Origin of the sequence: Streptomyces sodiiphilus (assembly GCF_039529215.1) — a bacterium.
GTDB classification, from domain to species: Bacteria; Actinomycetota; Actinomycetes; order Streptomycetales; family Streptomycetaceae; genus Streptomyces; species Streptomyces sodiiphilus.
Genome location: NZ_BAAAMJ010000026.1, coordinates 1 through 26056, shown reverse-complemented (window position 1 = coordinate 26056; position 26056 = coordinate 1). Strand labels below are relative to the sequence as shown.

The following is a 26056-nucleotide window of genomic DNA, read 5'->3' as shown; positions in this document are numbered from 1 at the left end:
GCCTGAGGCTCGGTTTCGCGGGCTCGTTGCAGCTCTGGGTATCGGATAGCGAAATCTATCGCACGGCGAGTGTGGCGTATGTCACCGCATGAAAGATTTCCATGCCCAGGTCAGAGCCTCGCGTACTGAAATCGTTGGCGCGGTCCGACATTCGACCTCGTCCGCACCCGCCTCGGGGCCCGGCCGGAGGACTGCCTCTTCATCGACGACGTGCACCACTACACCCTGGCCGCGCGTGAAGCGGGCATGGAGGCCCACCACTTCACGGACAACTCCCCCACCATTGCCCGCATCGAACGCCACCTCGACGGCATCCCCCACTGAGCGGTGAGGCGCCCGGTCCGGCCGGAAGGCGGTGGGCGGGGGCCGGGCGGGGACGGCTACTGCATGTGACCTACCTCATGGTGCTCGTGCCGCATGCTCCTCTCCATCGAGTTGCGGTCCATCTCCAGCGCCATCAGGACCATGACCACCGCGCCCACGAAGCACACTGCCCGCTGATACGCAAAGAAGGCGTCCGAAGGCACGTGCTGCTCGGGGTTGCGGTACTTCCATGCCGAGAACCGCCACCAGAGCTTTCGCGGCCCGATCAATCCGATCAGCACGGGAACTGCGGCCATCAGCAGCACCATCACGGCGTACTCGTTCATCCGTCCCCCTCTTCCTTCACCGCCCGCCCTCTCGGCAGCGGCACCGGTGATCCCGACGCCGTGAGCCGCGTCATGGTTCCCTTACCGGGTGTGACGTGCCCTGCATCCACTGGTTACCGCAAGGAAGCGACGACGGCCTCAGGAGGCCGGGCTGCCCTCATCGCGGCCTGCCGCCGGCTGCTTCATGGCGAAGCCGTGAAGGTACAGATCGCGAAGGACACCGAGTTCGGCACCATGGTGAGCGACTTCGTCCAAGGCGTGCAGGGCGAGCACCAGGTAGCTCTCATGACCGTACGGGCCGGCGTGGGCACCCATGGGCTGGAGAAGGCGGTCGTCGCCGAGGGATTCGATGTGACCGCGGAAACGGGACCAGTCGTCGGCCAGCTCCTGGACTCCCTCGGCCGCCGTGCCCGGCCACAGATGCCGGTCGTCCCCCTGCGGGTCGTCACCGAAGAAGCGGCCGTAGCCGCGCAGACAGTCCGCTCCGATGTGCCACATACGCCATCCGATCGTCGTGAACGGTGCCGGACGGACATCGCCCGCGGGGCGCGGATCGGCACGAAACGTCCCGTCCGCGGCCGGCCTGAGAGTCATGCACGAGGGGACGGGCTCCCACAGGTACTCGTCGTCGCTGAGCCCGTCCAGGCGAGCGAAGGTTCTGGAACGCACGTCCTCGAAGGTGACGAGCAGATCGCGGGTGACAGGGCCGTGCGAGGTCATGGGCTGACTCCAGGTTCGCCGACGGACAAGCCCTCCCCCGGTCATCGGCATGTGGAGGACACAAGATCGCGCGGCGGCTCAGCGTAGTCGTGATCTTCGAGGTGCGGTAGGACACCAAGCGGGGGCAACTCCCGGGAATTCGTTGTACCGGCACACGCCCGGCATGTGAGGGTCGGTGCGTGAATCCGACCCGGTCCGAGCTGCTGCGCTGGCAGTTCGACCTGACATGGTCCCTGTTCGAGTACCACCTGGAGCGGCTGGAGCCCCACGACTTCCTCTGGGAGCCGGTTCCCCACTGCTGGACGGTGCGTCCCGATGCCGAGGGCAGGTGGCTGCCGGACTGGGCAGATACCGAGCCGGAGCCCGTTCCGGTCCCCACCATCGGCTGGATCAGCTGGCACCTCGGGTGGTGGTGGAGCGTGGCCACCGATCACGCGCAGAGACGCACGCCCCGCGAGCGGACCGATGTCGCCTGGCCCGGCGAGGGCGGACCGGCAATCGCGTGGCTGCGTGGGCTGCGCGACGAGTGGCTCACCGTCCTCACCGGACTCACCGACTCGGACCTCGACTTCACCGCCCCCTTCCCCTGGCCCCACGACTCCGCCTACACCGTCGCCCACATGGCCGCCTGGGTGAACTCCGAGCTCATGAAGAACGCCACCGAGATCGGCCAACTGAGGCTGCTGCGTGCGGCCTCCCGCGAAAGCAGGGCTTGATCAAGTTCGCTGAGGGTCGAGGTTGTTGATGATGCCCGCGAGTGGGAGGGCTCGTTCGGGCTGGTCGCGGATGCCCGGGTGGTCTGGGCGATGTTGGCGGCTCCGAGGGTTTTGAGCGGGCCGATCGGCGAGGTTGCGGAAGGTGGCCGTGGCTCGGGGTCCGGTGCCGGTGCCGGTGCCGGTGTGGGGGGTGGAGGCGTCCTCGGCGTGGGTCACGTCTGTGACGTGGTGCAGGGCTTCGATGGTCCAGTGGCCGCGCGCGGCGGCGAGTTGGGGCGGGGTGGCCTGGTGGGCGTCGAGGCTGGTGACGGCGTGGACCGGCTCGTGGGTTTCGCGTCGGCCGGTTGGCCGGCGGTGTCGGTGGATGCGGAGGGCGAGGCGGGCGTGAGGGAAGGCGATTCCGCCGAGTTCGTCGGCGATGCCGCAGGTCTTGATGGAGCGGGATTCGTGGCGGCCGTGTCCGGTGGAGGAGGCGGTGTGCTGGACGGCGATGTCAGGCCAGGGCAGGGCGGGAAGCTGCCGGCAGGCGGTCGGCTGGAGTGGCTTGATCATGGCGGTGCAGTGGGCGTTCTGGTCTCGACCGGCCAGGTGACGTTGGCCTGGACCGAGTGCAGGGCGTCGAAGGTGACGAGAGCTCCATCCAGGTCCAGCGGTTCGAGCAGGGGCCGGAAATGCGCGGTCTCGTTCGTCTTCGTTCCGACCTCCGCCTGGCGAGGGGCAGGGCCCCAGCTTCGACACCCCAATGATCACGAAGCCCGCGCCTGCTCTGCTATGCACCCCAACCGGTCACGCCCCAACCACCCACCCCGGAACCCGCCCAAGCCCTGGGTCACAACACCCTTCGGAATGCCGCAGGAGGCCTTGAACCTTCAACTCTTCCTCAGTCTGACGGTGCCGGGGAAGTGCTTGGCTTAGCTACAGACGGTATGACGCGGTCGTGCCGGTGACCCGAGCCCGGACGAGAACGTCCTGCTCCCGTTGATGTTGGCCTCGTCTCGGAGCACGCCCCACACCCATGGTACCGAGCCCTCGCCGAGCAGCCGCAGTTCGAACTCGAACCGCGTTGCCACACCCTCTCGACTCAAACACCCCACACTCATGCCCACTCCCCAACGAGCCCGCTTTGCACACGACCTATCCACGACTCTTCTCGAACCCCGTACACATGGACGGTTTCGGGGCTACGTTCTGTTTGACAGCAAGCACTACACGTCGCAATCGATACCCAACCCCGGAGGTTCGGCTCACACTATGAGACTCACGGAAGACCTCACCCTGCGGTGCGACGGCGGCCAAGTCGCGAAGTCCGGCGTTACTTGCTCCGGCGTCCAGACGACCGGGGTCGCCACGGCATGGGACTTGGCCCTCCCCGGGAAGCCCTCACTCACGGTCCACGACACTCGCTGGGACAACGGAGAACGAGACGTGGCTCTCCACCAGCCCGACGTGGTACCGAAGATGCCCTCCGCCCTGGCCAATCTGCACAACAGAAGACGCGCCGGCATCCAGCCCGCAGAGGGCAGGGCCGGGCATCTGCGCATCATGGCCTGGCTCGTTCTCCCGGTACCGAACGGCCTTCCCCGGATGAGCAAGTCCGTGACCACTCTGCGGCTGGCTGAGGAGTGCGGTCATCAACAGCTGTGCGACCTGGCTGCTCGTCCCGGCGTGTCTTTAGGGCCTGCCTTCGACAAGCCAGGGCGGCCAGCCGTGGAGCCAGCAACTCCGCAGAGCAAGGAAAAGCTCCAGCACGCCGTGTACTTTCCACACGAGGACATCGAGACGCCCGTCGTAGCCTTCGTTCTCTTTCGCCTCATGCCCACACTGCGTTTCGTGGGCTGGTCCGCTCCTCATACGTGAGTCATCCCGCCCACGATTCCTTGTCGCATCGCTCGGGGCAGGACTCGCAGGAGTCCGGTGACGTCCTGATGCCAGGCACGGACCTCGGCGCAGGTGGGCGGGAGATCGTAGGTGTGGTGGTGGCAGGCGGCGCTCAACCCCGACCGGACCGCGTACCACTGCCGGGCCACGGTGGGAGTGATGTACCACTCCAGACACTGCATCCGAGTGCGGCAGTTGCGGGTCATGCGAGGGCTGACGGCCTGCCAGAAGTCGTTCATGGTCCGCTCCAGGGCGAGCCGCAGCAGGACTGCGGCAGCTCGCGCGCGCAGGCCGGGTGCGATAGCCGAGGGAGCTTCTGGCGGAGGGGTGAGCAGCCGGTCGGAGGCGATGAGCAGGTCGCGGCGGTCGTGGCGGTCGTGGTCATCGGTTCGCCACCGCCTTGGCGAGCCGTTCGGTCCGCCGGACCAGGTCCCGCCGGTCCCCGACCGGCGTATGGATGCGGTGGGTGGCTTCGTTGCACAGCCTGATCAGCTCCCGGGCGTCCTCCCCGTGGTGCCGGACGATGGCGGCCAGCGCGTCGCCGGGACTCATGCGGGCCCCGGCAACGGTGACCTCGCCCGGGTCTGCGAGGGCCATGGGGGCGAGGTCGGTGATCTTGCGGGCCTTGCCGATCTCCCGCTCGACAGCGAGGTGGGGCAGACCTGCCTCACGCAGCCGGTGCCGAGCGGGTGGCAGCCACGCGACTTCCAGGGCGATACGGCACATGCCCGGCAGTACCCGCTCGGCGACCTCCTGCGGCAGCGCGGAGTCCAGGGTGATGGCGCCCGCCTCGTCCAGCGCACGGGTGACTGCGTCCCCGGCCCGGGTGACGCGCACGACGGAGTCGGTCTGCCGGGAGACCTCCAGGACGGTGGCGTCGATGCGCAGGTGGTCGAGTGCCTGGAGGCGGGTGTCGTGGGTGAGTCTGCGTAATCACGCCCCGAGACAGGCCATCCGGGCAGCTTCCTCCCCAGGTTCAGCCGGACCGAAGCCACTTGCGGAAGGCGGACAGGCGATGGCCCCGGACCTCAAGCCAGATGCAGCACGGCGCGGGCTACCGTGCCCTCCTTCGGTCCGGTCGGCCTGTTCCCGGTGCGCGCACGTGGGGATGGCTCCTCGGTGAGGGTGAAGGCAGGCTCGCCCAGGAAGCGCTCGCCGGGCTTTCAGCCTCTCGGCACGGTGGCCGTCACCCGGTCGACGCCTTCACGCCCTGGCCTGCCCGGATCGCATCGTGCTTCGGGCGATACGCCGCCGAGATGGTATCGCGGACCTGCCGGTGCGACCGTGGTCGGACTGCACTCCTCGGAATGCGAGGTCCACGATGTCCGTCGTCCCCTTCTTCGCCCCCGGGTTAGTACTGGTCTCAGTGCTCTGGACGATGCTGCCACTTCTTTACCCCCGACAGCGTCGCAGGGGCGTCTTCATCACCGTCTCGCACCTCATCGGGACGCTGGTGATCACACAGCCCTGGACCGAGAACTGGTACTGGAACTACGGGTGGTGGCTGATCTTCGTCTTCGGGCAGGGCGCCCTCGTCGCGTTGGGGCGTTTGGTCTTCGAACTCAGCCCATTCGGCGCCCGTCACCACCGCGCGGCGCCCCGGCTCTCAAGTAGCAACACGGTGTGGGACCAGCCGGATCCTTGAGCCGGAACAGACACTCCACAGGTCTCAACGTTGCGCTCCGCCAACCGATTACCGCTTCTCCGTGGGCTTGAACCGCCAAGGCCGCCGCCCAGCACAACCGGTTCGGAGAAGCCTACCGGGAAGACCGAGTGAGTGGATGTCCGTCTGCGGCAGCTACCAAGTCGTCCGGGAAGCCGGTCCGGCGCGCCCCGGAGGCGCCCCGTGACGGTCCTTCAGGCGGGTGCGCGGACGTCCGCCGACATACCCGGGCCTTGCAGGGCCCGCCCCTCCTACCGCAGCTTCACAGCGCCGTCAGCGGCTGCCTGGAACAGGGCCTGACCTGGCTGTTTGGCGTGTCCGGGCCTACGATCGCCCGATGGGGAAAGGGGGCCGGATGGACCGGAACATCCGCACGGTGGACGATGTACTCAAGCTGCTGGACGGCCTGTTCGCTCCGGAGGCCGACCGCTGGACGGACGACGCTGCCTCGTGGTGGGACCAGTTCTACGCGGACCGGTCCAAGCCGGTGCCGTTCTTCGTGGCGAAGCCCGACGAGAGTCTGCTCTCCTACCTGGACCGCGGTCTGATCGCCGCGGGCCGTGCGCTCGACCTGGGCTGCGGGCCGGGCCGGAACGCCCTCCACCTCGCCGCGGCGGGTTTCGACGTGGACGCCGTTGACCTGCCTCCGACCGCCATCGCCTGGGCGGAGGAACGCGCGCGGGAGGCCGGAGGCACGGTCCAGTTCCACTGCGGTGACGCCTTCGGCCCTGTCGGTGCCGGTCTGTCCGGCCCTTACGAACTGATCTACGACTCCGGGTGCTTCCACCACCTGCCACCGCACCGCCGCATCAGCTACCTCGCCCTGCTCGATCGGTTACTCGCCCCCGGCGGTCACTTCGCCCTCACCTGCTTCGCCGCCGGTGCCATGGGGTCCGAACTCCCCGACGCCGACTTCTACCGGCAGAACCGCCTCCACGGTGGCCTCGGCTACACCCCCGAGGCCCTGCGCCACATCTTCTCCGACCTGGAGGAGATCGAGCTGCGCCGCATGAACGACGAGCCACCGCAGTCCCCGGGCTTCGGCGAACCCTTCCTGTGGACGGCCCTGTTCCGCCGGGCCGCCCGTCGATCTCCGAGTGCATAGTCCTCGAGCCACGCCGCCAGCGTCTCCGGGTCGGGACGGTGGAGCTTCGTGGCTCCGTCGAGGCGCTCCGCGACGACGAGTTCGTTGAGTTCGAACTCGTCCACAAGGGTCACGGACTGCGTTGCGGCCAGGATCTGGCTTCGGTGCGTGGCTGCTCGAAGCATCTCGGCGAGGATCGTGAGGGCGAACGGGTGCAGACCCAGCTCAGGTTCGTCGAGCACCAGCAGTGCGGGCGGAGCCGGCTGGAGCAGCAGCGTGGCGAGGCAGATGAAACGCAGCGTACCGTCAGAAAGAGCTTCGGCAGGAAACACCGTGTCAGAACCGATCTGCTTCCATCGCAGCCGCACGCGTCCAGAACTGTCCTCGGACAGAATGAAGTCACGGAAGAACGGCGCGACCGACTGAACGGTACTGACAATGCTCCTGTACTCCGTCGTGTGCTCTTCCCGCAGACGCAGCAGGAAGGCGGCGAGGCTACTCGCGTCGGGGTGCAACGCCTCTGCGTCGGTAACGTAGGCGGCCTGCTTCACGGGGGCGTTCCGTGTGGTGTCGTGAAAGTGGTACACCCGGCAACCACGCAGTATCGACAGGGTGTGACATGCGACTCCCCCTTCTCCCGGGGGACCCTGCTCGGCCACTTCTCTGAGATGCGACTCCCTGTGTCCTTGCCCGATAATGCGCTTCCAGGGGTGCCCAGAACGGGACTTGTCATGGAACTCCACGACCTCCCGTTCAAAGATCAGCTCTCCTTGGGCTGCGGGAACCAATACGGCCTCGTAGGAATTCACCAGGCTGTCTTCGACGGCTTCGGCCCGCAGTTCGATCCGAGCGGGCGGTTTCGCCCCTTCGTGCAGCACGGCCTCGGCTCCCCCGCGAAGTCCCACTTCCATGCGGAGGTCTTCGTCGGCGATGCGACCCAGCAGTTCCACCGCCTCAATGAAGTTGCTCTTTCCGGCACCGTTGGGGCCCACAAGCACGGTGAGCGCGCCGAGGTGAAGGTCGACGGCAGCGATCGACTTATACCCCTTGACGGACACACACTGCACGGATCGAGGCATAGCCGCCAATCTACCGACTCTCGGCGGTTCGCGTGCGCCCAGCCACTCGGGCGCCCGGCCGTCTCGCGGTCCGTCCCGCGTGGTGCGCCGCCACTGCTGGATGCCGAAGCGACACGGCCAAATCCGGCCCGGGCCCGGGGCATTACGCATTACCGGAGGGCGCGGCGCGTCACGCGCAGGAGTCCTGCTGTCTCCAGGCGTGCCAAGGGCGGGTAATCGTCTGTGTGTAGGTGTGGTGCTGGGTGTGCTGGGGGGCGTGGTGGCGCTGCCAGTCGTGGACGGTGCCGAACTCGACGCTGGTGTGGGAGGTGGCGCCACAGAGGTCGCAGGTCATGCGGTAGGTGGGAGGTGCCGCGTGAGGCTGGGTGTCGGGCTCGCTGATCCAGTTTGCCGCCCGTCGGATAGTCCGGGCGGCAGGGCGGCGGCGGGAGAACATCGGATGTCTTTCGGGTGATGGGAGCGGAGGAGGTGGGGAGCCCCGGGGAGTCTGCGTGGCGGAACGTGTGCGGTGCCTGGCGCGGTGGTCGGCGTCCGTCCGCCGCCGGACGTGACGGTGTTCAGCGGCGGACGTCCCGGAAGGCTGCTCCTGTTGGTGGCCACTGACGGCTGTCGGTGGCTCACGACGAGGCGCCGTTCCGTAAGGGGGCAAGTGAACGGGGATGGTGTTCGGGGACGGGACGGAGGGCGAGCTGCCAGAGGCAGTCGCTGTCCGTGTGGGTGTAGGTGACGGAGTGGCCGGCCTGCAGAAGTTCTCCCGTGTGGTCGGCTGTGACGTGGCGGGCCCAGGCGAGGAACTGACAGGCGGTACCGGCGTGGTGAGCGCCGAGACTCGCGGCGATGTGTGCCGCCCGGTCCGCCGCCCACTGTTGCACCGCGTCCGGCCGGAGGGCGTAGCTGTCTCCGAGGTGGAACATTCCGGGGTGGGGCTCGACGCAGTAGGCAATGGCTTCGGCGCGATAGGCCATCGGCATCGTTGGATTCGTTCGCATGCCGGTCAGGTGGTGGCGAGAGGGACGGTGAACCAGACGCATTTGCCCTCCGGGGTGCAGTCGTAGCCCAGGGCGTGGGTGATCTCGCGCAGCAGCCACAGGCCTCGCCCGCTTTCCGCGTCTGCGCCTTGGACCAGCACAGCGGGAACCTGCCGGGACCGGTCGGCCACCGACACACGCACCAGCTCCCCCGTCCGCCGCACCTCCAGCCGGCACAACCGGTCCTCCACGTGCCGGCAGACGTTCGCCAGCAGCTCCGTGACCCCCAGCTGTGCCACCTGCACCGCACCACGGTCACCGCCCAGCCCGGCCACCACCGCGCCGACCTCGCGCCGCCAGTGCCTGACCTCCCGCACCTCGGCCGTTATCCCCCACGCGCAGCCGTACCGGTCCTCGACAAGCCGCGCGCTAACAGTCATGGAGAAGCCTCCAGTCACGGAGCAGAGCACACCCCGAACAGGGCACGCCGGAAAGACATGCGATTACACACTGTGTGCGTGCCATCACAACTCAGACTGAACGACGCGATCACCATCGCGCAAGTCGTCGAGTCGCAAGTCTGCGAAACGTCAGCCTGCGAAGCACTGTTCGATTCGGCGCGCTCCCCTGCGGCCGCAACACCTCGGGCAGACTGAGGTGTTGATTTGAAGTGGAGGAAACGTGGGACGACCGGTCACAACCGTGCGCAGGATGCGACTGGGCATGGAACTGCGCCGCCTTCGGGAGCAGGCCCAGATCTCGCAGCTCGACGCCGCTGAGGCCATCGACGCCAGCGACACGAAGATCAGTCGCTTGGAAGCAGGGAAGACTGGGCTCAACCGCCTGGAACTGGTGGCGTTGCTCGATCTCTACGGAGTCACTGAAGACCGCTTCCGCACCGGCCTTCTGGCGCTCAACCGCACCAGCCGCCAGCGAGGATGGTGGCAACGGCGGAGTGACATCTTGGTGCCGAAGCTCCAAGAGCTGATCGAGCTGGAGTCCACCGCCTCTCGGATCTTCGAGTACGAGGCCATCGTCGTTCCCGGCCTGTTCCAGACGGAGGACTATGCCCGTGCCGTCATCTGCGGCTTTCCGCCTCCCCACTCACAGCCCGTCGAGACAGCTGTTGAGATTCGCATGGAACGACAACAGCTCCTCCGCCACGAAGACGCACCCCGCATCATCTGTGTCCTCGACGAAGCCGTACTGCGCCGTCAAGTCGGCGGTCCACAGGTGATGGCAGGGCAGCTGCGTAAGCTCGCCGCGCTCAACGACCCTCCGCGTCTGTCCATCCAGGTCATCCCCAGCACCATGGGAGCTCATGCCGGCACCGACGGCAGCTTCCGACTCTTCACCTACCCGGCTCCGGCGAACATGGACATCGGCTTCCTGGAGCAGAAGGAGAGTAGGATCTTCATCGAGGAAGAGGCTGGCCTGGAGCCCTACCGGATCGCAGCGGAGCACCTCCGAACACAGGCGTTGTCTTCCCCCGATTCGATGAAACTCATCGCTGGTCTCACAGCAGACTACGAACGCAGGAGCTGAAAACATGCGATACGGGTTGCCGAACGAGCGTTGGCGCAAATCCAGCTACTCCAATGGGGGCAGCGGAAACTGCGTGGAGACCCAGTTGACCGAGGACGGGCTGATCGCAATCGGGGACAGCAAGGACCGTTCCCAGGGGGCACTTGTCGTCCCTGCAGGCGGCTGGAAGGTCTTCATAGCCTCCCTCAAGGCAGGTGCCCACACCACTTGGCACGTGGCATAGGCCGACGCACCGGCCACGAGCCCGCAACGTCTGGAGGACCATCCGGCCAACCGCACGGAAAACGACGATGGCGCCACGCATGACATCCCGGCTTCCGCCTCAGCGTGGAGCGTCTGCGGCGCCACCCCTCCTACAGCGGGCAGCAGTACGTCGACCTGGGCACCGAGACCGCCGTTGACGGCAGCCTCGGCCCTCGCGGCATGGGCGAGGCCGCCGCCTCCAGCCGTTACGTCCTCAGGCGCTCAATAATGCCTGGTACTGCCGGGCGCGCTTCGGCTCACCACCCCCTCCCCGCACTGAGGCAGCGGCCCTTCACCCCGGCAGGATCACCGTGCCCGGCGCGGTGCCGGCCGAATGGGGGCCGGTCGGGGCGGGGCGGGCGCGGTACTCGGTGGGGCTCATGCCGCGTATCCGCTTGAACGCGGCGCTGAACGCGAACGCGTTCCCGTAGCCGACGCGTTGGGCGACGGCGGCGACCGTGAGATCCGGGTCGCGCAGGAGGTCGGCGGCGAGGGTGAGGCGCCAGTTCGCCAGGTAGGACATCGGAGGCTCTCCCACCACCTCCGAGAAGTGCCGCGCCAGGCTCGCGCGGGAGACGCCGACCTCGCGGGCCAGCGACTGCACGGACCACGGCCGGGCCGGGTGCTCGTGGAGCAGCCGCAGCGCCGGGCCGACCAGGGGGTCGGACTGCGCCCGGTACCAGGCGGGGACCCCGGTGCCCGGGCCCGCCAGCCAGGCCCGCAGCACGGTGACGAACAGCAGGTCCAACAGGCGGTCGAGGACGAGTTCCTGCCCCGGCTCCTCCCGGTCGATCTCGTCGGCGAGCAGCGAGACGAGGGCGGCGGTGCCCGGCCCGGCCGGGCTGACCAGCAGGGCGGGCAGAGCGTTCAGCAGCCGGCGGCCGACCGCTCCGGGGGCCTGGTAGGTGCCGCTGAGCAGCACGGCGGCGTCCGGCCCTGGAGTCTCGCCCCAGGTGCGCACCCCCAGCACGGTGGACTCGGTGACCTCCGCGCCGTCCACCGTGCTGCACTGCTGGCCGGGACCTACGACGATCCGTGCCGGTGTGTTCTGGGCGTCGGCCAGCGTGTAGGGGTCGGGGCCGCGCAGCACCGCGACGTCCCCGACGCCCAGCGGGGTGGCACCGCCCCGGGCGGGTATCACCCATGCCCGGCCGCGCGTGAGGGTGACGAGGGAGATCGGTGCCCGGTCCTCGACCCGCATCGACCAGGGCGGGTTGAACACCGACTTGAGCAGGAACGCGCCCCGCGCCTTGGGGCCGTCGAGGAGGGCGGTGAGGGCATCCATCGGCCTGCGGGCCTCCTTCGGTGTTCCCCCGCGCCCGCCCGGGCGGTCCGGGAGGGGCGTCGCGGGGCGGGTGAGCGCGGGCGGGCCCGCACTCCCCCATGATGCTCCCCGCCCGGGGCTGACCATGGCCGGTCCGGGGGCCGGCGGTCCGTCAGGGCTTCCACGCCCCGGCGGCGGCCGCGTCGCGGGCGTAGGCGGCGAAGTCCTTCGGCTTGCGGCCGAGGACTTCCTCGACGCCGTTCACCAGGTGGGCGTTGCGGCCGTCCAGGATGGCGGTGAACAGGTCGGCGAAGTCGACGGGGAGGCCGTGTTCCGCCAGGAAGGCGCGGAACTCCTCTGCGGTGACGCGGACGTACCGGATCTCCCGGCCGGTGGCTTCGGACAGCGCGGCGGCGGCCTCCCCGAAGCTCAGCAGCCGCGGTCCGGACAGTTCGTAGGTGCGGCCGGTGTGCCGGTCGTCGGTGAGCGCCGCGACGACGACGTCGGCGATGTCCCCGGCGTCGACGAACGCCTCCACGGCGTCCCCGGTGGGCAGGGAGAGTTCGCCGGCCAGGACGGAGTCCCGGAAGAAGCCCTCGTCGAAGTTCTGGTTGAACCAGCCGCAGCGGACGACGGTCCACTGGGCGCCGGACTCCTTGACCCTGTCCTCGCAGACCCACGCGCCCTCCTCGCCGCGGCCGGACAGCAGCACCAGGCGTCGCGCGCCCCGCGCGACCGCGTGGCGGGAGAAGGCGCCGATGGCGTCGGCCGCCCCGGGGAAGGACAGATCGGGGTAGTAGGTGAGGTAGACGGAGCCGACCCCTTCCAGTGCGGCGTCCCAAGTCGCGGGGTCCTCCCATACGAAGGGCGGCTGCCCGGACCGGGATCCGGACCGCACCGGCAGTCCCCGGGCGGTGAGCCGTTCCACGACGCGGCGGCCGGTCTTGCCGGTCCCGCCGACGACCAGCGTCGTCGCCGGGCCGGTCCTGGACGGGCCGACGGCTTCGTGCGACTGCGGGGAGCGGGAGAGGTTGTTCGTTGTCATGCGGCTCAGTCAACGCCGGGACGGCTGGACGGGCCATGGCCACCGCGCTCAGCTTCATACGCGGGCGTCTCAGGGAGCTCCTGATGAGCGGCGCCCGGGTCCGTCGGCGGAACCGGCCGGACCGGCCTCGGTACGACGAGATCCCGCCCGATCGGGATGATCGGGCGGGATCCGGCCGGCACGTTCCGCCTGGGCGGACACGGCTGCCGATGCCCTCACCGGGCGGCGGCGTCGTGAGCGGAACGGCGGGCTTGGTCACCCCGCCCGCGGCCTGTCGCCGCGGGCGGAGGACGGGACTCAGCGCGTGCGCGCCTCCTTCAGGGTGGACTGCAGGGCGAAGAAGGCAGGCTTGCGGACGAACCTCTCCGTCATGACCGTGGCGCTGCCCTCACCCTCGAAGAAGACCGGCACCCACGAGTACTTGTCGGTGAAGCCCCAGATGGTGAAGGAGTTGCAGTCGTTCACGGCCAGGCAGGCCGACAGCGCCTGCTGGTAGTAGTCGGCCTGCTGCCGCAGCTGCTCCTTGGTGGGCTTGCCGCTCGCCGGGAGGTCCATGCGGACGTCGATCTCGGTGATGGCGGTCTCCAGACCGAGGTCGGCGAACCGCTGCAGGTTCTGCTGCAGGTCGCCCGGGAAACCGTAGCGGGTGCTCAGGTGGCCCTGGGCGCCGAACCCGTGGAGCGGCACGCCCTGCTCCAGCAACTCCTGGGCGAGCTCGTAGTAGGCGTCGCTCTTGGCGTTGATGCCCTCGACGTTGTAGTCGTTGAGGAACAGCTTGGCCTCGGGGTCGGCCTCGTGGGCCCAGCGGAAGGCGTCCGCGACGATCTCCGGGCCGAGCTCACGAATCCAGATGTTCTCCTCGGTGCGCAGCTCGGCCTGGTCGTTGAAGATCTCGTTGGCCACGTCCCACTGCTGGATCTTGCCGGCGTAGCGGCCGACGACCGTGTCGATGTGGTCCTTGAGGATGGCGCGCAGTTCCTCCTTGGTGAAGTCGCCCTCCTCCAGCCAGTCGGGGTTCTGGCTGTGCCACAGGAGGGTGTGCCCGCGCACGGCCTGGCGGTTCCGCTGGGCGAACTCGACGATGGCGTCGGCCTCCTCGAAGCGGTACTGGTCGCGCTCGGGGTGGATGAACTCCCACTTCATCTGGTTCTCGGCGGAGACCGAGTTGAACTGCTGGCCCAGGATCTTCCGGTACTTCTTGTCGAAGGTGAAGGGGTCCGGGTAGTCCTGTTCGAGGTGGTGGCCGCCGCCGGCCGCCGCGGAGCCTATGAAGAACCCCTCGGGGGCGGCCCAGCGCAGGCGGTCGAACTTGGCGTTGGAGTGAGGCGCGGCCTCGTGGTCGGCGGACGGCTTGGCCGTTGCCGTCGACGTCGCCAGCGGAACGGCCAGCGCGGCGGCGAGAGCGAAGGTGACGATGCGGACGGATCTCATCAGAGGTCCCTCATTCGATCGCGGCTCCGAAAGTTTTCGGAGGATTACCGGAATGTTTCAGGGACCTTAAGGTGCCCGGAGCCGGGTCGTCAACGGTTTGGCCCGGCCCGGTCAAAGCTTCTCCCGACCAGGCGTTGAGCAGGAGAAGGCCGGATCGGCCCCGCCCGCGGCGCACCGGAAAACGACCGGAACTTCTTCCGGTATCCGCTCGGTCCGGGGTCAAACCTTGTGCGGCCGGCGGGTTCTCCGGCGGGGCCGTCCCGGCCCGGCCACGAAGTCTCCTCATCGGCCCGGATCCCGGGCGCGGCCGGGTGTCAGCGGAGTATCGACTCCTTCATGGCACGGAGCGTATCGACGACCTCGGCGGGCGCCTTCCGCGGCGAGCCCGCGTCGTACGGCGGCTGGGGATCGTACTCGGTGCCCAACTGGACCATCTGCGCGTACTGGTCGCCGGCGATCTCGCCGACCAGAGTCAGCCCCATGTCGATTCCCGCGGACACCCCCGCGGCCGTGATGATCCTGCCGTCGGTCACCACGCGCTCGCCGGTGGGCTCGGCACCGTAGGCGGCGAGGTCGTCGAGCGCCAGCCAGTGCGACGTGGCACGCCGGCCCTCCAGCAGGCCGGCCGCGGCGAGCAGCAGCGACCCCGTGCACACCGAGGTCGTCCAGGTGCTGGTGACGTGGACGGTGCGCAGCCAGTCGAGCAGTTCCTCGTTGTCCATGAGGGCGACCTGGCCCGGCCCGCCGGGCACCACGACGACATCCGGGGCCGTCACCCCGGCCAGTGGCTTCTCGGCGATCAGCGTGAGGCCGCCCCGGTCGTTGCGTACCGGGCCGGGCCGCTCGGCGACGAAGACCGTCTCGGCGCCGGGGATGTTGCACAGCATCTCGTAGGTGCCGACCGCGTCCAGTGCGGTGAAGCGGTCGAAGAGAACGATGGCGATCTGCATGGGAAACCCTTCCGGGGGCGATGTCAGGGGGTGGTGGCCGGGTGGAAGCGCCGGCGGTACTCGGCCGGGGCGGTGCCCAGCGCTTTGACGAAGGCCCGGCGCATCGCCTCCGGGGTGCCGTATCCGCAGGCGCGGGAGATCTGTTCGACGCCGTCCGTCGTGTCCTCCAGGAGGCGCCGGGCGTGCTCCAGGCGGACGCGCTCGACGTAGCGGCCCGGGCTGGTGCCGGTCTCCGCCTGGAAGGCACGGGCGAAGTGGCGCGGCGACAGGCAGGCGCGTTCGGCCAGGCTCTCGACGGACAGATCACCGTCGGGGTGCTCGGTGATCCACTGCTGGACCTCCCGCAGCGGTTCGCGCCGGGCGGTCTGGGCGGCGAGCTGGGCGCTGAACTGCGCCTGGTTGCCGGGACGCCGGAGGAACACGACGAGATAGCGGGCCACGGCGAGCGCGGTATCCCGGCCGTGGTCCTCCTCGACGAGGGCCAGGGCGAGATCGATGCCGGCGGTGACCCCGGCGGAGGTGGCGACCTTGCCGTCCCGGACGAAGATCGGATCAGGATCGACGTGCACCGCGGGGTACGTCCTGGCCAGGTGGTCGCAGAGCGCCCAGTGTGTCGTCGCCCGGCGGCCGTCGAGCAGTCCGGCGGCGGCCAGCAGCAGCGCGCCGCTGCACACGGAGACGATGCGCTCGGCCCGCCCGGCGTGCTCCCGCAGCCAGTCGACCAGACCGGGCTCGGGCCGTCTGGTCCCCTCGCCGCCCGGCACGAGCAGGGTGTGCGGCGTGTCCACCGCCGCCAGGTCGCAGTCGGGGACGAGGGTCAGCCCGCTGGAGGTGCGGACGGGCCCGCCGCCGAGCGAGGCGGTGCGGATCTCGTAGGGGTCACCGCTGTGGCGTCCCGCCCCCGCGAACACCTCCACGGGGCCGGTCACGTCGAGACTCTGCACGCCGTCGAAGACGGGGAGCAGCAGGGATCGTGGCGTCATGGCCCTCATCCTTCGCGGGTGCCACGATGTCCGCAACGACAAGAAGCCCACCTTTTCTGCCACTCGCGCGGCGAAGCACGCCGCACGCAAGAACGGCCGCGCATCCCTCTCACGGGCGATGGCGCCTGCGCGTCATGACAGCCGATAACGCCGCCGTGGCCTTCTCCGAGCTGGTGAACGGTCCGCGCGTGCGGAGCGGGGGCCGTCGTGTGGACGGCCCCCGCTCCCGGGGCTTGGCGTCAGGCGGTACTCACCGCCCGGCGCGCGTCGCCGCTACGGTGCGTAGGTCTCGTACTCGGCGACCTTGGGTGTCCCGTTGGAGCCGGTGATCTCGAACCTGATCTTCTCCAGGGTGACCGGGGAGAAGGAGATGACGCCCGCTCCGGTGCCGGTGGCCAGGACGGTATTGGCGTGGTGGTCGATGACCCGCCAGGAGCGGATGTTGCCGACGGCGTCCGACGCCTCCCGGATATTGATCGAGGAGACAGTGGTGGGCCTGCTCCACTTGACCGAGATGGAGCCGGTCGACCCGCTCGGTGACCAGTAGCTGCCCATGTCACCGTCGATCACATTGCCGTAGCTGGTGCCACTCGCCTTGCTGGAGCCGTCGGCGCCGGCGCCGATGCTGAGGTTGGGCCCGCTGGGGTCGGTCGGCGGGTCGGTGGGATCCGGGTCGGGACCGGGGTTCTGCGGGGTGCAGCTGCCGTCGGAGACCTTCATCCCGGTGTTCGCACCGGCGGTCGCGGCCACGACGGCGGGCACGCAGCTCGGGTCGTCGAGGCTGTAGGAGTAGGGGATGGAGACGCTGGTGGTGGAGGTGGGATTCGGCCCGGCGGGGTAGTTCTGGTTGCCCCGGGATGACCAGGTCACGTTGTCGAAGATGTTGCGGCTGACCTGCCAGGTGCCCATCTCGTTGGTGTAGAAGGTGCCCAGGACGTCCTTGGAGTCCTTGAAGTAGTTGTTCTCCACCTTGGCGCGCGCGCCGGCACGGGAGTTGATCCCGGAGTTCTCCAGGTTGACGTAGTGGTTGTTGTACATGTGCGCCACGCCGCCGCGCAGCAGGGGCGCCCGGGACCCGATGTTCTCGTACCGGTTGTGGTGGAAGGTGATGAAGCCGTTCGAGCGGTCGCTCTCGCTGGACCCGATGAGGCCGCCACGGCCCGAGTTGCGCAGGATGCTGTAGGACAGGGTGACGTACTGGGTGTTGTCCTTGAGGTCGAAGAGTCCGTCGTAGCCTTCCGATTCCCCGCCCGACGCTTCAAGGGTGGTGTGATCGACCCAGATGTTGCGGACGTCCTTCTCCATTCCGATGGCGTCGCCGCCGTTGGAGGTGGGCGAGCCGGACTTCTTGACGTTCCGGACGGTCACATTCCGGATGATGATGTTGTTGGCCTCACGAATGTGGATGCCGAGCTGGTCGAAGACGGCCCCGCGGCCGACGCCGATGAGCGTGACATTGCTGATCTGCTTGAGCTCGATCTTGTCGTCGGCGGTGTTGCAGCTGGGGCCCGACACCTTGCTGGTGTTGCCGTGGTTGATGGTGCCCTCGACCTCGATGATGATCGGGGTGCTGCTGCTGGCCCGGGTGCACAGTGCCTGGTGGATCGCGGTCCCGGTGGTCGCCCGGACGGTCTGCCCGCCCGCACCCCCGGTCGTCCCTCCGTTCTGGGTCGCGTAGCCCGTGGCGCCGGCGGATACCGCCGACGCCCCGGACATGGACACCACCAGACCGGTGGCGGCCAGGGCCGATGCGGCCGCCGCGGCACAGAGCCGCGCGGCTACTGATTTCCTCATGCGTATTCTTCCCATTCGTCGTCGAATACCGGGTGCTGCCACTGCCTGCCGCACGCGCGGTCGTCGTCCGCCCGGTGCGGCAGCGCGTCGCACCGCCCGCTGCGGGAAGTCGTGCTGCTTGTCACCGACGCGGCTGGATCGCAGCGCGCGCTGTGCGGCGGGGTGTATCCCGGTGTGGGCTGCTCCGGACCGGCGGCGGCTCGTACACGCCCCGCGGCGCGCACCGCGAAGGACGCTCCACCGGCACAAGAACCATGGAAAGCGCTTTCCCCGCAGAGCATAGGGCGGCACCGAGAAGTTTGACAAGGTACATGACACGAGAGGTGCCCGCCCTGACGCCTGCGGCGACACCGGCCGACCGCACGACGTTTGGGCTGCTCAGAGGCACCGCCCAGCTCACCCCGGCCGGCCCTGCCATGGCTCCACCCGGCCGTGACCAGGCCGACCCGGCGTCTCCTATCAGCCGGCCGCTCGATCCGAACGAGGGACCCCGCCGATGTCGAGCAGCAACGTCGTATCGTTGAGCAAACCCGTGGCTCCGGCTCGATCGTTCGCAGAGAACAGAAATGATCACTCAGGACCGCGGGCAGCATGCGTTCAGAGCCGAGCTGTCCAGGGCAAGATCACGAACTGCGACGCCACGTCAACAGACCGGGCCGGTCGTCCACCGCTCATGTTCGGAGACCCGGGAAACCCGTGCAGTACGCCATCGCGACTGCCCTTGTTCCCAAGCTGCGCAGAGCATACGGACATCGGGAACACGATGCCCGGACCCTGTATCGGCAGCGTAGCTTCTCCATATCACCGCAGCACAAACCGGCTCTCCCCGGGAAAGGAGCTGCGAAAACCTGCCCACTCAAGGGTGAGCGCTGGGAACGCGCATTTTCCGCTACGTCGAGAGCCGCTGGAGAAGCTCGCCCGGGGGGCATGGAAGCGGCCAACACCCGCCCACGGGACGGAGGCGCCGGCCCCCGCCTCGCATCCATGCCGCAGTTTCACTCGTCCATGCCCAACTGCCGGAACTTCTTGACTAAAAGGGAAGCTACTGCGAAGCTCTGTGTCGATCACGTGACCGATCAAGGAGAGCGTGGCTGGATGACTCACCCCGGAAGGCCCGGCCGGAGCACTGGGATCCTGGCTGAAAGTATTCCTCGTGGCCTGTTGGGCCCCGCATCCATGCATTCCCACAGGGAATGCCGCAGCTCAGAGTTCACGAACCGCCAGGGAGAGAATCGTGACCGCGTCCTCCCCTTCCCGCGAGACCACCATCTGGTGGCGGTCCACCGGGCACCCCCGCCGGGCCGGTGACAGGAAAGGGGTGATTCACCTGCCCCGTCGGAACACCTCGAACTACCTCATCGGCCTCGCGAAACGGTGCGACAGCAGGCGCCAAGGCCGCACGGCCCCGGAACGGTCCCGCGCGCGTAACCCGCCATACAGCGAAGACCGTTACCGGGTGCCGCTGCTCCCCTTCTCAGTGCCGGGCCCCGCCGACACCCCACGCTTGCTCGCCGTCCATGCGCGCTCACCCCGCCGTGCAGGAGAACACCGAAAGCCCGAACGCCTGGTAACAGCCGACGCCAAGGCTTGCCACGACAGGACACGCGTGTACCCGACGCGTTACGAGCCTCAGTCGAGGAGTACCCGTGAAAATTTATCACCTTCCAGGTACGACGCCGGTTCCCTCGCAGGTGTCTGCCCACCACGCCCGGGCCACCGTCGCCGGTTACGCCGGCCCGGGCCAGTCGCCTCTTCCGTCTCCTCACAGTGCGGACGTCTTCGACCACTTAGTGGACCCCACGAACGGCCAAACGCTCGGCGCCTACCTCGCGACGCGCCGCGAGCTCTTGCGCTGGTCCCAGGAGAAGCTCGCCGAGAGGTCCGGGGTGAGCGTGCGAACGATCCGTAACCTGGAGACGGGGACCATCCGCAACCCCCGGCGCTCCACGACCGACCTGCTGCTTTCCGCGATTGGAACGGCGGAGCAAACGGACAGCGCATCCTCGCACTCGGTTCCTTCCTGGCTGGACAGGGTGTGGGCGGGTGGCCGTGGCACGAAACTGAACCCCGCGGCACGCGGCAGACAGGGACAGTGGATCGGTCCCCCTCCCGACCCGGATCCCCTGCTGGGCCGCGAGGAGGACGAGGAACAAATCTGCGGCGCCCTGCGCGCCCATCGCTGTGTCGCTCTTACAGGGCCGGGCGGGGTGGGGAAGACCCGGCTGGCGCTCGCCGTTGCCCAACGTCTCCGCGGGGACTTCCGTGACGGCGTATTGGTGTTTCCGGCCGGTGAGCTGACCCGGACCGCCCGGGATTCCGAGCGGCGCCTGACCGCGCTCATCCCCGAAGTGATGGAGACCGTGCGCCGGGCGGGCGAGGCCGACCGTGCCGCACCGTGGCCGGAACAAGCGTTCCGCCCGAACATGCTTGTGCTGATCGACAACGCCGAGCACTTGCTTGAACCTCTGACACAGCTGGCCTTGCGGCTGCTGAGCGAGTGCCCGGGGGTCGCGCTCCTGATCACTTCCCGGCGGCCGGTCGGCGCTCCGGCCTGCCGGAACCGGGAGGTCGGCCCGCTGGATGCAGCAACCTCCGCGCGGCACCCGGCTTCGGTTGATCTGTTCCTGCGGCGCGTTCACTCGGATTGCCCCTCGTTCGACCTGACGGACCAGATCCCCGCCGTGACGAAACTGTGCGCCATGCTCGACAACATGCCACTGGCCATCGAGTTCGCGGCCCAGTGGACGCGTTCGGTTCCGCTGGAAACCCTTCTGCGGGGCAATCCCGCCGAGCAGGTCCTGCGACAACGGAGGGAGCTGGGGCTGCCCCATCAGCGAGAGCTGACTCACAGCGTCCGCTGGAGCTACGACATGCTGACGGCCGATCAGCAGGCGATGCTCCGGCACCTGGCCGCTCTGCCCGGAGAGCTCACCTTCGAGCGCATCGAGCTCGCGGCCCAGGAGCGAGGCCTGACCCGGGAGAGCGTCGCTGCCTCGCTCCACGCGCTCACCGACTCCTCGCTCATTCAGGTGCGGCGCAGCATGGACTACACGTACCACATGCTGGGGTATGTCCGTGAACTCGTGCTGCGGTGGGGGGCTCCGGACGCTCCCTCGGTGGGCCTCGGCTCGGAGACCTGAGAGCCCCCGCCCAGGTGATGGCGGCTCCGCCGGGTTCCGGCCGCCACGCCTGGGCACCCCCTCCCGCGAGGCCAGAGAGCTGGGGCACGGACCGCGGAGGGCCGGCCCGCGATGGCCGCTCATGTGGCCAGCTCACGAGGCCACTCGGCCCGCCGGAGGTGGCGCCGGGTGAGAGCCCACACGCCTCCCGCACAGAGCATGCCCGCCAGTATCAGCAGCGCGACCGCCGGGCTCCGGAACTCCATGACGAGGCCGACACAGCCCATTGTCACGGGGACACTCAGCGCGCAGAGCGTGAAGACCGCGGTCAGCGCCCGCCCGCGGTGCTCGTCGGGCACCTGACGGACTATCAATACATCCATGAGAACACGGAGTTGCGGAACCCCGGCACCGAAGCAGAAGCAGGCGAGCCCGACCCCCAGGGGCCCCATCGGCACGGCGAGCACGAGCAGGACGGGCACCTCCGCCAGCATCACCGCCATGAGCAGCACCCCTGGCCGCAGAACCCGGTGCAGGAACTTCACGAACGCGGTGCCGGCCAGCGCGCCGAGGGCCAACCCGGACAGCGCGAGCCCGATCTGCCATGGCGGAGTCTCCCGGCTCTGCAGCAGGACCACAGCGATCAGCTGAACCGGCCAGGCCACGGCGTTGACGAGCATGAGCATCAGGACGACTCCGCGCAGCGTGGGCTCGCGCAGCACCACGGAGAAGCCGGTGAACAGGTTGCGCTGCTCGTCCTCGCACGACCGCTCGGGGGCTGGTACCCGCACGAAGAACGCCATGACGGCCGAGACCATGAACATCACCATGGCGAAGAGGAACGGCAGCACCTGCGCCGTCCCGTACAGAAACCCGCCCAACGGGGGGCCGCCCAGTTCGGCCGCGTTCGTCCGCACCTCCTCGGCCGTCACGGCGGCCGTGAGCTGTTCGGGCGGCACCGCGGCTCTGAGCAGCAGCATCCGGGCCGTGCCGAAGGCCTGGACCGAGCCGAACACCACAGCCGCCAAGAGAAGGTGAGCCAGACTCAGCAGACCCGCCAGCATCGCGGTGACGAGCGTGGCCGCGGTCGCCAGACGGACGCATTCCGTGGCGATGAGGATGCGCCGCCGGTCCCGCCGGTCGAGTATCCGTCCGGCCGGTACGGCCACCAGCACCATCGTGGCCGTCTGCATCACCACGAAGAGGCTGGTCAAGCCCGGGGAGCCGGTGAGCGCCAGGATCAGCAAGGGGAAAGTGATCTCGGCGACGAACAGCCCCAGGAAGGCGGCAGCCGAGCCGACCCACAGAAGCTGGAAGTTGCGATTGCGGCGCAGTGGAACGGCCACCGAGACCACTGGCGGAGCCGCGGACTCCAAGGACATCGGTCCACCTTTCACGGGCCGTAAACCATTCACGTTAGGGTGAATCATTGCTCCGCATGCAGTTCTTGGCAAGATGGCCGGTGTGGCATCGTCAGACCTGATCCCGCTCTCCGACCTCCAGCCGACCCCTTCCGTGCGGGTCCGCTTCGTGGATGACGTGGAGACCCTCCGCGTCCTCTCCGACCCGATCCGCCTGGAGATCCTCAACCTCCTGATGGAAGGCGCCGACCGGCAGCCCCGGACACGTACGGCGAAGGAGCTCGCCCAGGAGCTCCATCAGCCGCAGACCAAGCTGTACCGGCACTTGAAGCAGCTGTTGGCGGTCAGTCTGATCGAGGTGGCGGAAACCCGATTGGTGTCCGGGATCGTGCAACACCGCTACCGGGCGGGGCAGGTCTCCCTCCGCCTCGACGAGGAGTTTCTGGGCGGCTCCGCGCCGATGGACGACAAGCTCCGGACGCTCCGGTCCGTTCTCGACCGTTACCGCCGTGGCCTCTTCCAGGTCCTGCGAGACGGAGCCGAGGATCAGCCCGCAGCGTCCGGCCAGAGGAGCGGCGACACGGGGGCGGCCGACGAGGGAGACATCAGACCCACGCTGGCCGCCCTGTCTGCGACCATCCCTGTCGCACAGGCCAAGGCATTCAGCGAGCGGCTGAACGCACTGGTGGCGGAGTTCAAGCAGATCGACAGTGACCAATCGGGGGTCCCGCTTCACATTCTCATGGCCTACTACGTGGCTCAGGAACCCTGAGAGCCCCGCTGGCTCCGCCCACCGGTTCCGAGAATCGCCGTAGTGGCACCGGCGGTCTCGCCTCCGTCGACCACCAGTTCCTGGCCGGTGAGAAAGGCCGCCCGGTCCGAAGCGAGGAAGAAGAAGGCTTCGGCGATCTCCGTCGGATCAGCGTGCCGACCGGCGGGAATAGCCCGGTTCACCTCCTCCAGCATCTCCTCGGAGTACTCCGCCTGCTGCATCGGGGTGAGCACCGCACCCGGCGACACACAGGCAGCTCGCACCACCGGGCTGAGCTCCAGCGCGAACGTCTGGCACAGAGCGACGATGCCGGCCTTGGTGGCGTTGTAATCGGCGTAGAAGGGATAACCGCGCGCGCCGTTGACCGACGCAGTCGCCAGCAGCACTCCGCCGCCGTTCGCCATCATCCGCTCGGCGGCGTAGCGCCACAGTCCCAGCACGCCGAGAAGATTGACGTCCACCACCCTCCGGGCATCCGCCTCGGTCAGCTCCAGCACTCCGTGCCGCACACTTATGCCAGCATTGGCCACCACGACGTCGGGCCCGCCGTGCTCCGCGGCGGTCTCGGCCACCGCGGAGCGCACCGCGGCCCAGTCGGCCACGTCCACCTTCTTCCACTGGACCGTCCGAGCCGCGGCGGGCGCGGGTGGCACGAGGTCCAGATTGACCACCAGGTCACCCGCCTCCGCGAAACGCTCCGCGGTCGCCAGACCGATGCCGCTGGACGCGCCAGAGACAATCACCGTACGCATGGTCGGTTCTCCTTCCTGGTCGTGCCGGTCAGATCAGCACCCGATTACCGGAGAGCGGCATGGACACGCCCTCCTGCCGCAGGCTGAGCCGTACGGTGATCTTCTTCAGCCAGCGGTCAGTACCGTCGTACCGGCTGGTGAACGACCTTCGGCCGTGCGCCGCGGCGTAGTTGTCCACCACCAGAAGCGAGCCCTGCTCCACCACCACGTCACGCTGGACCCGCAGCAGTTCCTCCATCAACCGGTCCAGGGCCCGCTCGGCGTCACGGTCCGCTCCGACAACAGACATGAACGGCCGGTCCAGACGCATGTACGGGCGAGCCGATGCTCCGAAGAGCACCGCCACCGGCTCCGGATGGTCCCGCATCCGCCGGGCCTCGTGGAGCGCCGGGTGATCCGGGCTGCGGGCTTCGAGCTGCCGGATGTGCTCGTCGTCGGGGAATATGTGGAAGCGCCGCCCGGACAGAATACGCCGCTCTCCAGCTGTCAGTTCGATGTCCCACACCGAGGCCACCGTCGTGGGAACCCGGTCAGGGTTACGGAGCCCCAGGAGCATCAGGTAGTCGCAGCGGCCGGGATGGAATCCGTCCTCGGTGTGAAACTCCAACAGCGCGTCACTACCATAGCCGTTCTGACGGTCCTCGTCACCGGCGATCGGCAGGATGTTCTGAATGATTCGGCCGGACTGGAGAGTCGCCCAGGTGAACGGCTCTCCCATCGCCATGGCACAGACACCGAGATAGATCTCCGCGTCGCGGGCCCGCTCATCGCTCTCCGGCGCGTCCCAGTGCAGAGGGGTGGGACCGATCTCCAGCTCGTTCAGAGGGAATCCATGCACCAGACAGGCATGGTTCCTGCCACTTCTCCGGACGCCTTCGAGCACCCGCCTCAGGCCGGGAGGAAGGCGCTCCAGAGCGGTCCAGTGATTGCCGTAGAACTCCGGCGCACCGGGAGACTCTTCGGCGTCACGGAGCGATTTCGCCAAAGCAAGCAGCTCATCCTTCTCCTGTGGCCGCAGTTCGTATTCAGCCAAAGACATGAGACACTCCCACGATCATCCGAGCCGAACCACAGAGCTCTTCGGGCGAATATCGACCCAATGCGATTCGATGTATTCGATACACGACGGCCGATCCGCTTCACCGTAGACCTTTTCCCAGCCCTTGGGGACAGCAGCAAAGGCCGGCCACAGCGAGTGCTGCCCTTCTTCGTTGACAAGCACCAGAAACTTGCCGTCGGCGTCATCGAACGGATTGGTCATCCCGGTTATCCTCTCCGTGCGGTTATTCGCGGAACTGCACTCCACAGGCTGCCATTACCGCTCCCGTCCCGACAGGAAACTGACCCGGCAACTCCCGGCCGGCCAATTGCCACCGGCCGGAGGATTCTCGATGCGGGCGGCGGACGGCGCTCAGCTCCCAAGGAGACGCGCCAGCAGGGCGGGGGTCCGGGCGGCGAAGAGCGTACGCAACGGCGGTTTCTTGCCGGTCTCCGTCCCGATCCGTCCAGCCAGCCGCAAGGCCAGCAACGAATCACCGCCCAGCTCGAAGAAGTCCTGCTCCGCACCGACCTTGTCGCGTCCCAGCACGTGCGCGAAGTGCGCGCAGAGCGACGACTCCAGTGCACCCGAGGGCTCTCTTGGCGCGGCCGGGGTCCGGAGCGGTGCGCCCCGGCCTTCGATCGGGGCCTTGGGCAGGGCAGGTGCGTCTGGGCCGAGCCCATTCCGGAGAAGGGCCTCGACCGGCAGTTCAGGATCATCCGCGATCCGTCCCAGCGCATGGCGCAGCCACTCCAGACACGCCTCCGCCGTGCCGTGGTCCACCGCGCCCGGAAAGTGTTCGATCCGCAGCAGCAACCCGTCGTCCGCGGCAGCGACGAGGCGAAGCGGATAGTGGTAGGCATCCCGGCCACTGATGCCCTCCAGCCTCGGCTCATCTCCGGCTTCTTCGGTCAGTTCCCGAGGTCCCGCCGGGTCCAGCCCGAAGGCCTTGGTCGGGTAGTTCTCGAAGACGGTGGTGGTGTCGAAAAGCTGAGGGTGT

Annotated in this window: 27 protein-coding genes and 1 pseudogene; 8 read left to right on the top strand and 20 right to left on the bottom strand. The window is 68.4% G+C overall.

The window, feature by feature from the left end; genetic code table 11:
- Positions 1-380 precede the first annotated feature (380 nt).
- Together ABD299_RS12215 and ABD299_RS12210 are read right to left on the bottom strand one after the other, a co-directional pair.
- Positions 381-650 (bottom strand): DUF6199 family natural product biosynthesis protein, encoded by a 270-nt coding sequence (locus ABD299_RS12215; protein WP_344261453.1) that lies wholly within the window; start codon positions 648-650, stop codon positions 381-383.
- 138 nt (positions 651-788) lie between these two features.
- Positions 789-1370, bottom strand: coding sequence for a DinB family protein (locus tag ABD299_RS12210; protein WP_344261451.1), 582 nt, complete (start codon positions 1368-1370; stop codon positions 789-791).
- A gap of 179 nt (positions 1371-1549) precedes the next feature.
- On the opposite strand from ABD299_RS12210, the gene ABD299_RS12205 reads away from it, so the two are divergent.
- The gene (locus ABD299_RS12205) at positions 1550-2086 is read left to right on the top strand and encodes a DinB family protein (protein WP_344261449.1); all 537 of its coding nucleotides are present in this window, start codon (positions 1550-1552) and stop codon (positions 2084-2086) included.
- Here ABD299_RS12205 and ABD299_RS12200 read toward each other — a convergent pair whose 3' ends face one another.
- Positions 2087-2638, bottom strand: a complete 552-nt coding sequence (locus tag ABD299_RS12200; protein ID WP_344261447.1) for a hypothetical protein — start codon at positions 2636-2638, stop codon at positions 2087-2089.
- 873 nt (positions 2639-3511) lie between these two features.
- Here ABD299_RS12200 and ABD299_RS12195 point away from each other — a divergent pair.
- A complete protein-coding gene (locus ABD299_RS12195) occupies positions 3512-3943 on the top strand; it encodes a hypothetical protein (protein WP_344261445.1) in 432 nt (143 codons plus the stop codon).
- On the opposite strand, the gene ABD299_RS12190 is transcribed toward ABD299_RS12195, so the two are convergent.
- The gene (locus ABD299_RS12190) at positions 3934-4203 is read right to left on the bottom strand and encodes a hypothetical protein (protein WP_344261443.1); all 270 of its coding nucleotides are present in this window, start codon (positions 4201-4203) and stop codon (positions 3934-3936) included. The genes ABD299_RS12195 and ABD299_RS12190 overlap by 10 nt on opposite strands.
- Positions 4204-4345: 142 nt before the next feature.
- Positions 4346-4801 (bottom strand): hypothetical protein, encoded by a 456-nt coding sequence (locus tag ABD299_RS12185; protein ID WP_344261441.1) that lies wholly within the window; start codon positions 4799-4801, stop codon positions 4346-4348.
- 541 nt (positions 4802-5342) lie between these two features.
- Between ABD299_RS12185 and ABD299_RS12180 the strand changes: the two genes are divergently transcribed.
- Together ABD299_RS12180 and ABD299_RS12175 are read left to right on the top strand one after the other, a co-directional pair.
- Positions 5343-5609 carry a hypothetical protein gene (locus ABD299_RS12180; protein WP_344261439.1) on the top strand — a complete coding sequence of 89 codons (267 nt, stop codon included), beginning with the start codon at positions 5343-5345 and terminating at the stop codon, positions 5607-5609.
- A gap of 373 nt (positions 5610-5982) precedes the next feature.
- A complete protein-coding gene (locus tag ABD299_RS12175) occupies positions 5983-6732 on the top strand; it encodes a class I SAM-dependent methyltransferase (protein WP_344261672.1) in 750 nt (249 codons plus the stop codon).
- Between the two features lie 110 nt (positions 6733-6842).
- Here ABD299_RS12175 and ABD299_RS12170 read toward each other — a convergent pair.
- The 4 genes and pseudogenes from ABD299_RS12170 to ABD299_RS12155 form a co-directional block, all read right to left on the bottom strand.
- A pseudogene (locus tag ABD299_RS12170) lies at positions 6843-7790 on the bottom strand (AAA family ATPase); the annotation flags it as partial.
- Positions 7791-7959: 169 nt separating this feature from the next.
- Positions 7960-8226 carry a DUF7848 domain-containing protein gene (locus tag ABD299_RS25225; protein ID WP_486388912.1) on the bottom strand — a complete coding sequence of 89 codons (267 nt, stop codon included), beginning with the start codon at positions 8224-8226 and terminating at the stop codon, positions 7960-7962.
- A 181-nt stretch (positions 8227-8407) separates the two neighbouring features.
- Positions 8408-8779: a hypothetical protein gene (locus tag ABD299_RS12160; RefSeq protein ID WP_344261435.1), complete on the bottom strand. Its 372-nt coding sequence runs from the start codon at positions 8777-8779 to the stop codon at positions 8408-8410.
- 5 nt (positions 8780-8784) lie between these two features.
- Positions 8785-9198, bottom strand: a complete 414-nt coding sequence (locus ABD299_RS12155) for an ATP-binding protein (protein WP_344261433.1) — start codon at positions 9196-9198, stop codon at positions 8785-8787.
- Between the two features lie 283 nt (positions 9199-9481).
- On the opposite strand from ABD299_RS12155, the gene ABD299_RS12150 reads away from it, so the two are divergent.
- On the top strand, positions 9482-10303 hold the full coding sequence (locus tag ABD299_RS12150; RefSeq protein ID WP_344261431.1) for a helix-turn-helix domain-containing protein: 822 nt from the start codon (positions 9482-9484) through the stop codon (positions 10301-10303).
- 4 nt (positions 10304-10307) lie between these two features.
- A complete protein-coding gene (locus ABD299_RS12145; protein ID WP_344261429.1) occupies positions 10308-10526 on the top strand; it encodes a DUF397 domain-containing protein in 219 nt (72 codons plus the stop codon).
- A 312-nt stretch (positions 10527-10838) separates the two neighbouring features.
- Here ABD299_RS12145 and ABD299_RS12140 read toward each other — a convergent pair whose 3' ends face one another.
- The 6 genes from ABD299_RS12140 to ABD299_RS12115 all read right to left on the bottom strand — a co-directional run bounded on the left by ABD299_RS12140 (position 10839) and on the right by ABD299_RS12115 (position 18013).
- On the bottom strand, positions 10839-11831 hold the full coding sequence (locus tag ABD299_RS12140) for an AraC family transcriptional regulator (protein WP_344261427.1): 993 nt from the start codon (positions 11829-11831) through the stop codon (positions 10839-10841).
- A gap of 151 nt (positions 11832-11982) precedes the next feature.
- The gene (locus ABD299_RS12135; RefSeq protein WP_344261425.1) at positions 11983-12855 is read right to left on the bottom strand and encodes an NmrA family NAD(P)-binding protein; all 873 of its coding nucleotides are present in this window, start codon (positions 12853-12855) and stop codon (positions 11983-11985) included.
- A gap of 297 nt (positions 12856-13152) precedes the next feature.
- Positions 13153-14286 (bottom strand): endo-1,4-beta-xylanase, encoded by a 1134-nt coding sequence (locus tag ABD299_RS12130; protein WP_344261423.1) that lies wholly within the window; start codon positions 14284-14286, stop codon positions 13153-13155.
- A gap of 314 nt (positions 14287-14600) precedes the next feature.
- A complete protein-coding gene (locus tag ABD299_RS12125) occupies positions 14601-15236 on the bottom strand; it encodes a DJ-1/PfpI family protein (RefSeq protein WP_344261421.1) in 636 nt (211 codons plus the stop codon).
- 23 nt (positions 15237-15259) lie between these two features.
- A complete protein-coding gene (locus ABD299_RS12120; protein WP_344261419.1) occupies positions 15260-16219 on the bottom strand; it encodes a GlxA family transcriptional regulator in 960 nt (319 codons plus the stop codon).
- A 273-nt stretch (positions 16220-16492) separates the two neighbouring features.
- Positions 16493-18013, bottom strand: coding sequence for a pectate lyase family protein (locus ABD299_RS12115; RefSeq protein WP_344261417.1), 1521 nt, complete (start codon positions 18011-18013; stop codon positions 16493-16495).
- 1646 nt (positions 18014-19659) lie between these two features.
- On the opposite strand from ABD299_RS12115, the gene ABD299_RS12110 reads away from it, so the two are divergent.
- The gene (locus ABD299_RS12110) at positions 19660-21153 is read left to right on the top strand and encodes a helix-turn-helix domain-containing protein (RefSeq protein ID WP_344261415.1); all 1494 of its coding nucleotides are present in this window, start codon (positions 19660-19662) and stop codon (positions 21151-21153) included.
- 119 nt (positions 21154-21272) lie between these two features.
- On the opposite strand, the gene ABD299_RS12105 is transcribed toward ABD299_RS12110, so the two are convergent.
- Positions 21273-22514, bottom strand: coding sequence for an MFS transporter (locus tag ABD299_RS12105; RefSeq protein WP_344261413.1), 1242 nt, complete (start codon positions 22512-22514; stop codon positions 21273-21275).
- 82 nt (positions 22515-22596) lie between these two features.
- Between ABD299_RS12105 and ABD299_RS12100 the strand changes: the two genes are divergently transcribed.
- Complete coding sequence (locus tag ABD299_RS12100) at positions 22597-23265, top strand: helix-turn-helix domain-containing protein (protein WP_344261412.1); 669 nt, start codon at positions 22597-22599, stop codon at positions 23263-23265.
- Here the strand turns inward: ABD299_RS12100 and ABD299_RS12095 are convergent.
- From ABD299_RS12095 to ABD299_RS12080, 4 genes are all read right to left on the bottom strand, one after another.
- Positions 23253-24017, bottom strand: a complete 765-nt coding sequence (locus ABD299_RS12095) for an SDR family NAD(P)-dependent oxidoreductase (protein ID WP_344261411.1) — start codon at positions 24015-24017, stop codon at positions 23253-23255. The two genes, ABD299_RS12100 and ABD299_RS12095, sit on opposite strands and share 13 nt — an antisense overlap.
- Positions 24018-24045: 28 nt before the next feature.
- Positions 24046-24855 (bottom strand): TauD/TfdA family dioxygenase, encoded by an 810-nt coding sequence (locus ABD299_RS12090; RefSeq protein WP_344261410.1) that lies wholly within the window; start codon positions 24853-24855, stop codon positions 24046-24048.
- A 216-nt stretch (positions 24856-25071) separates the two neighbouring features.
- Positions 25072-25278 carry an MbtH family protein gene (locus ABD299_RS12085; protein ID WP_344261408.1) on the bottom strand — a complete coding sequence of 69 codons (207 nt, stop codon included), beginning with the start codon at positions 25276-25278 and terminating at the stop codon, positions 25072-25074.
- A 150-nt stretch (positions 25279-25428) separates the two neighbouring features.
- Positions 25429-26056, bottom strand: a 628-nt coding sequence (locus ABD299_RS12080; protein WP_344261406.1) for a phosphopantetheine-binding protein, incomplete at its 5' end; no start/stop codon positions are given.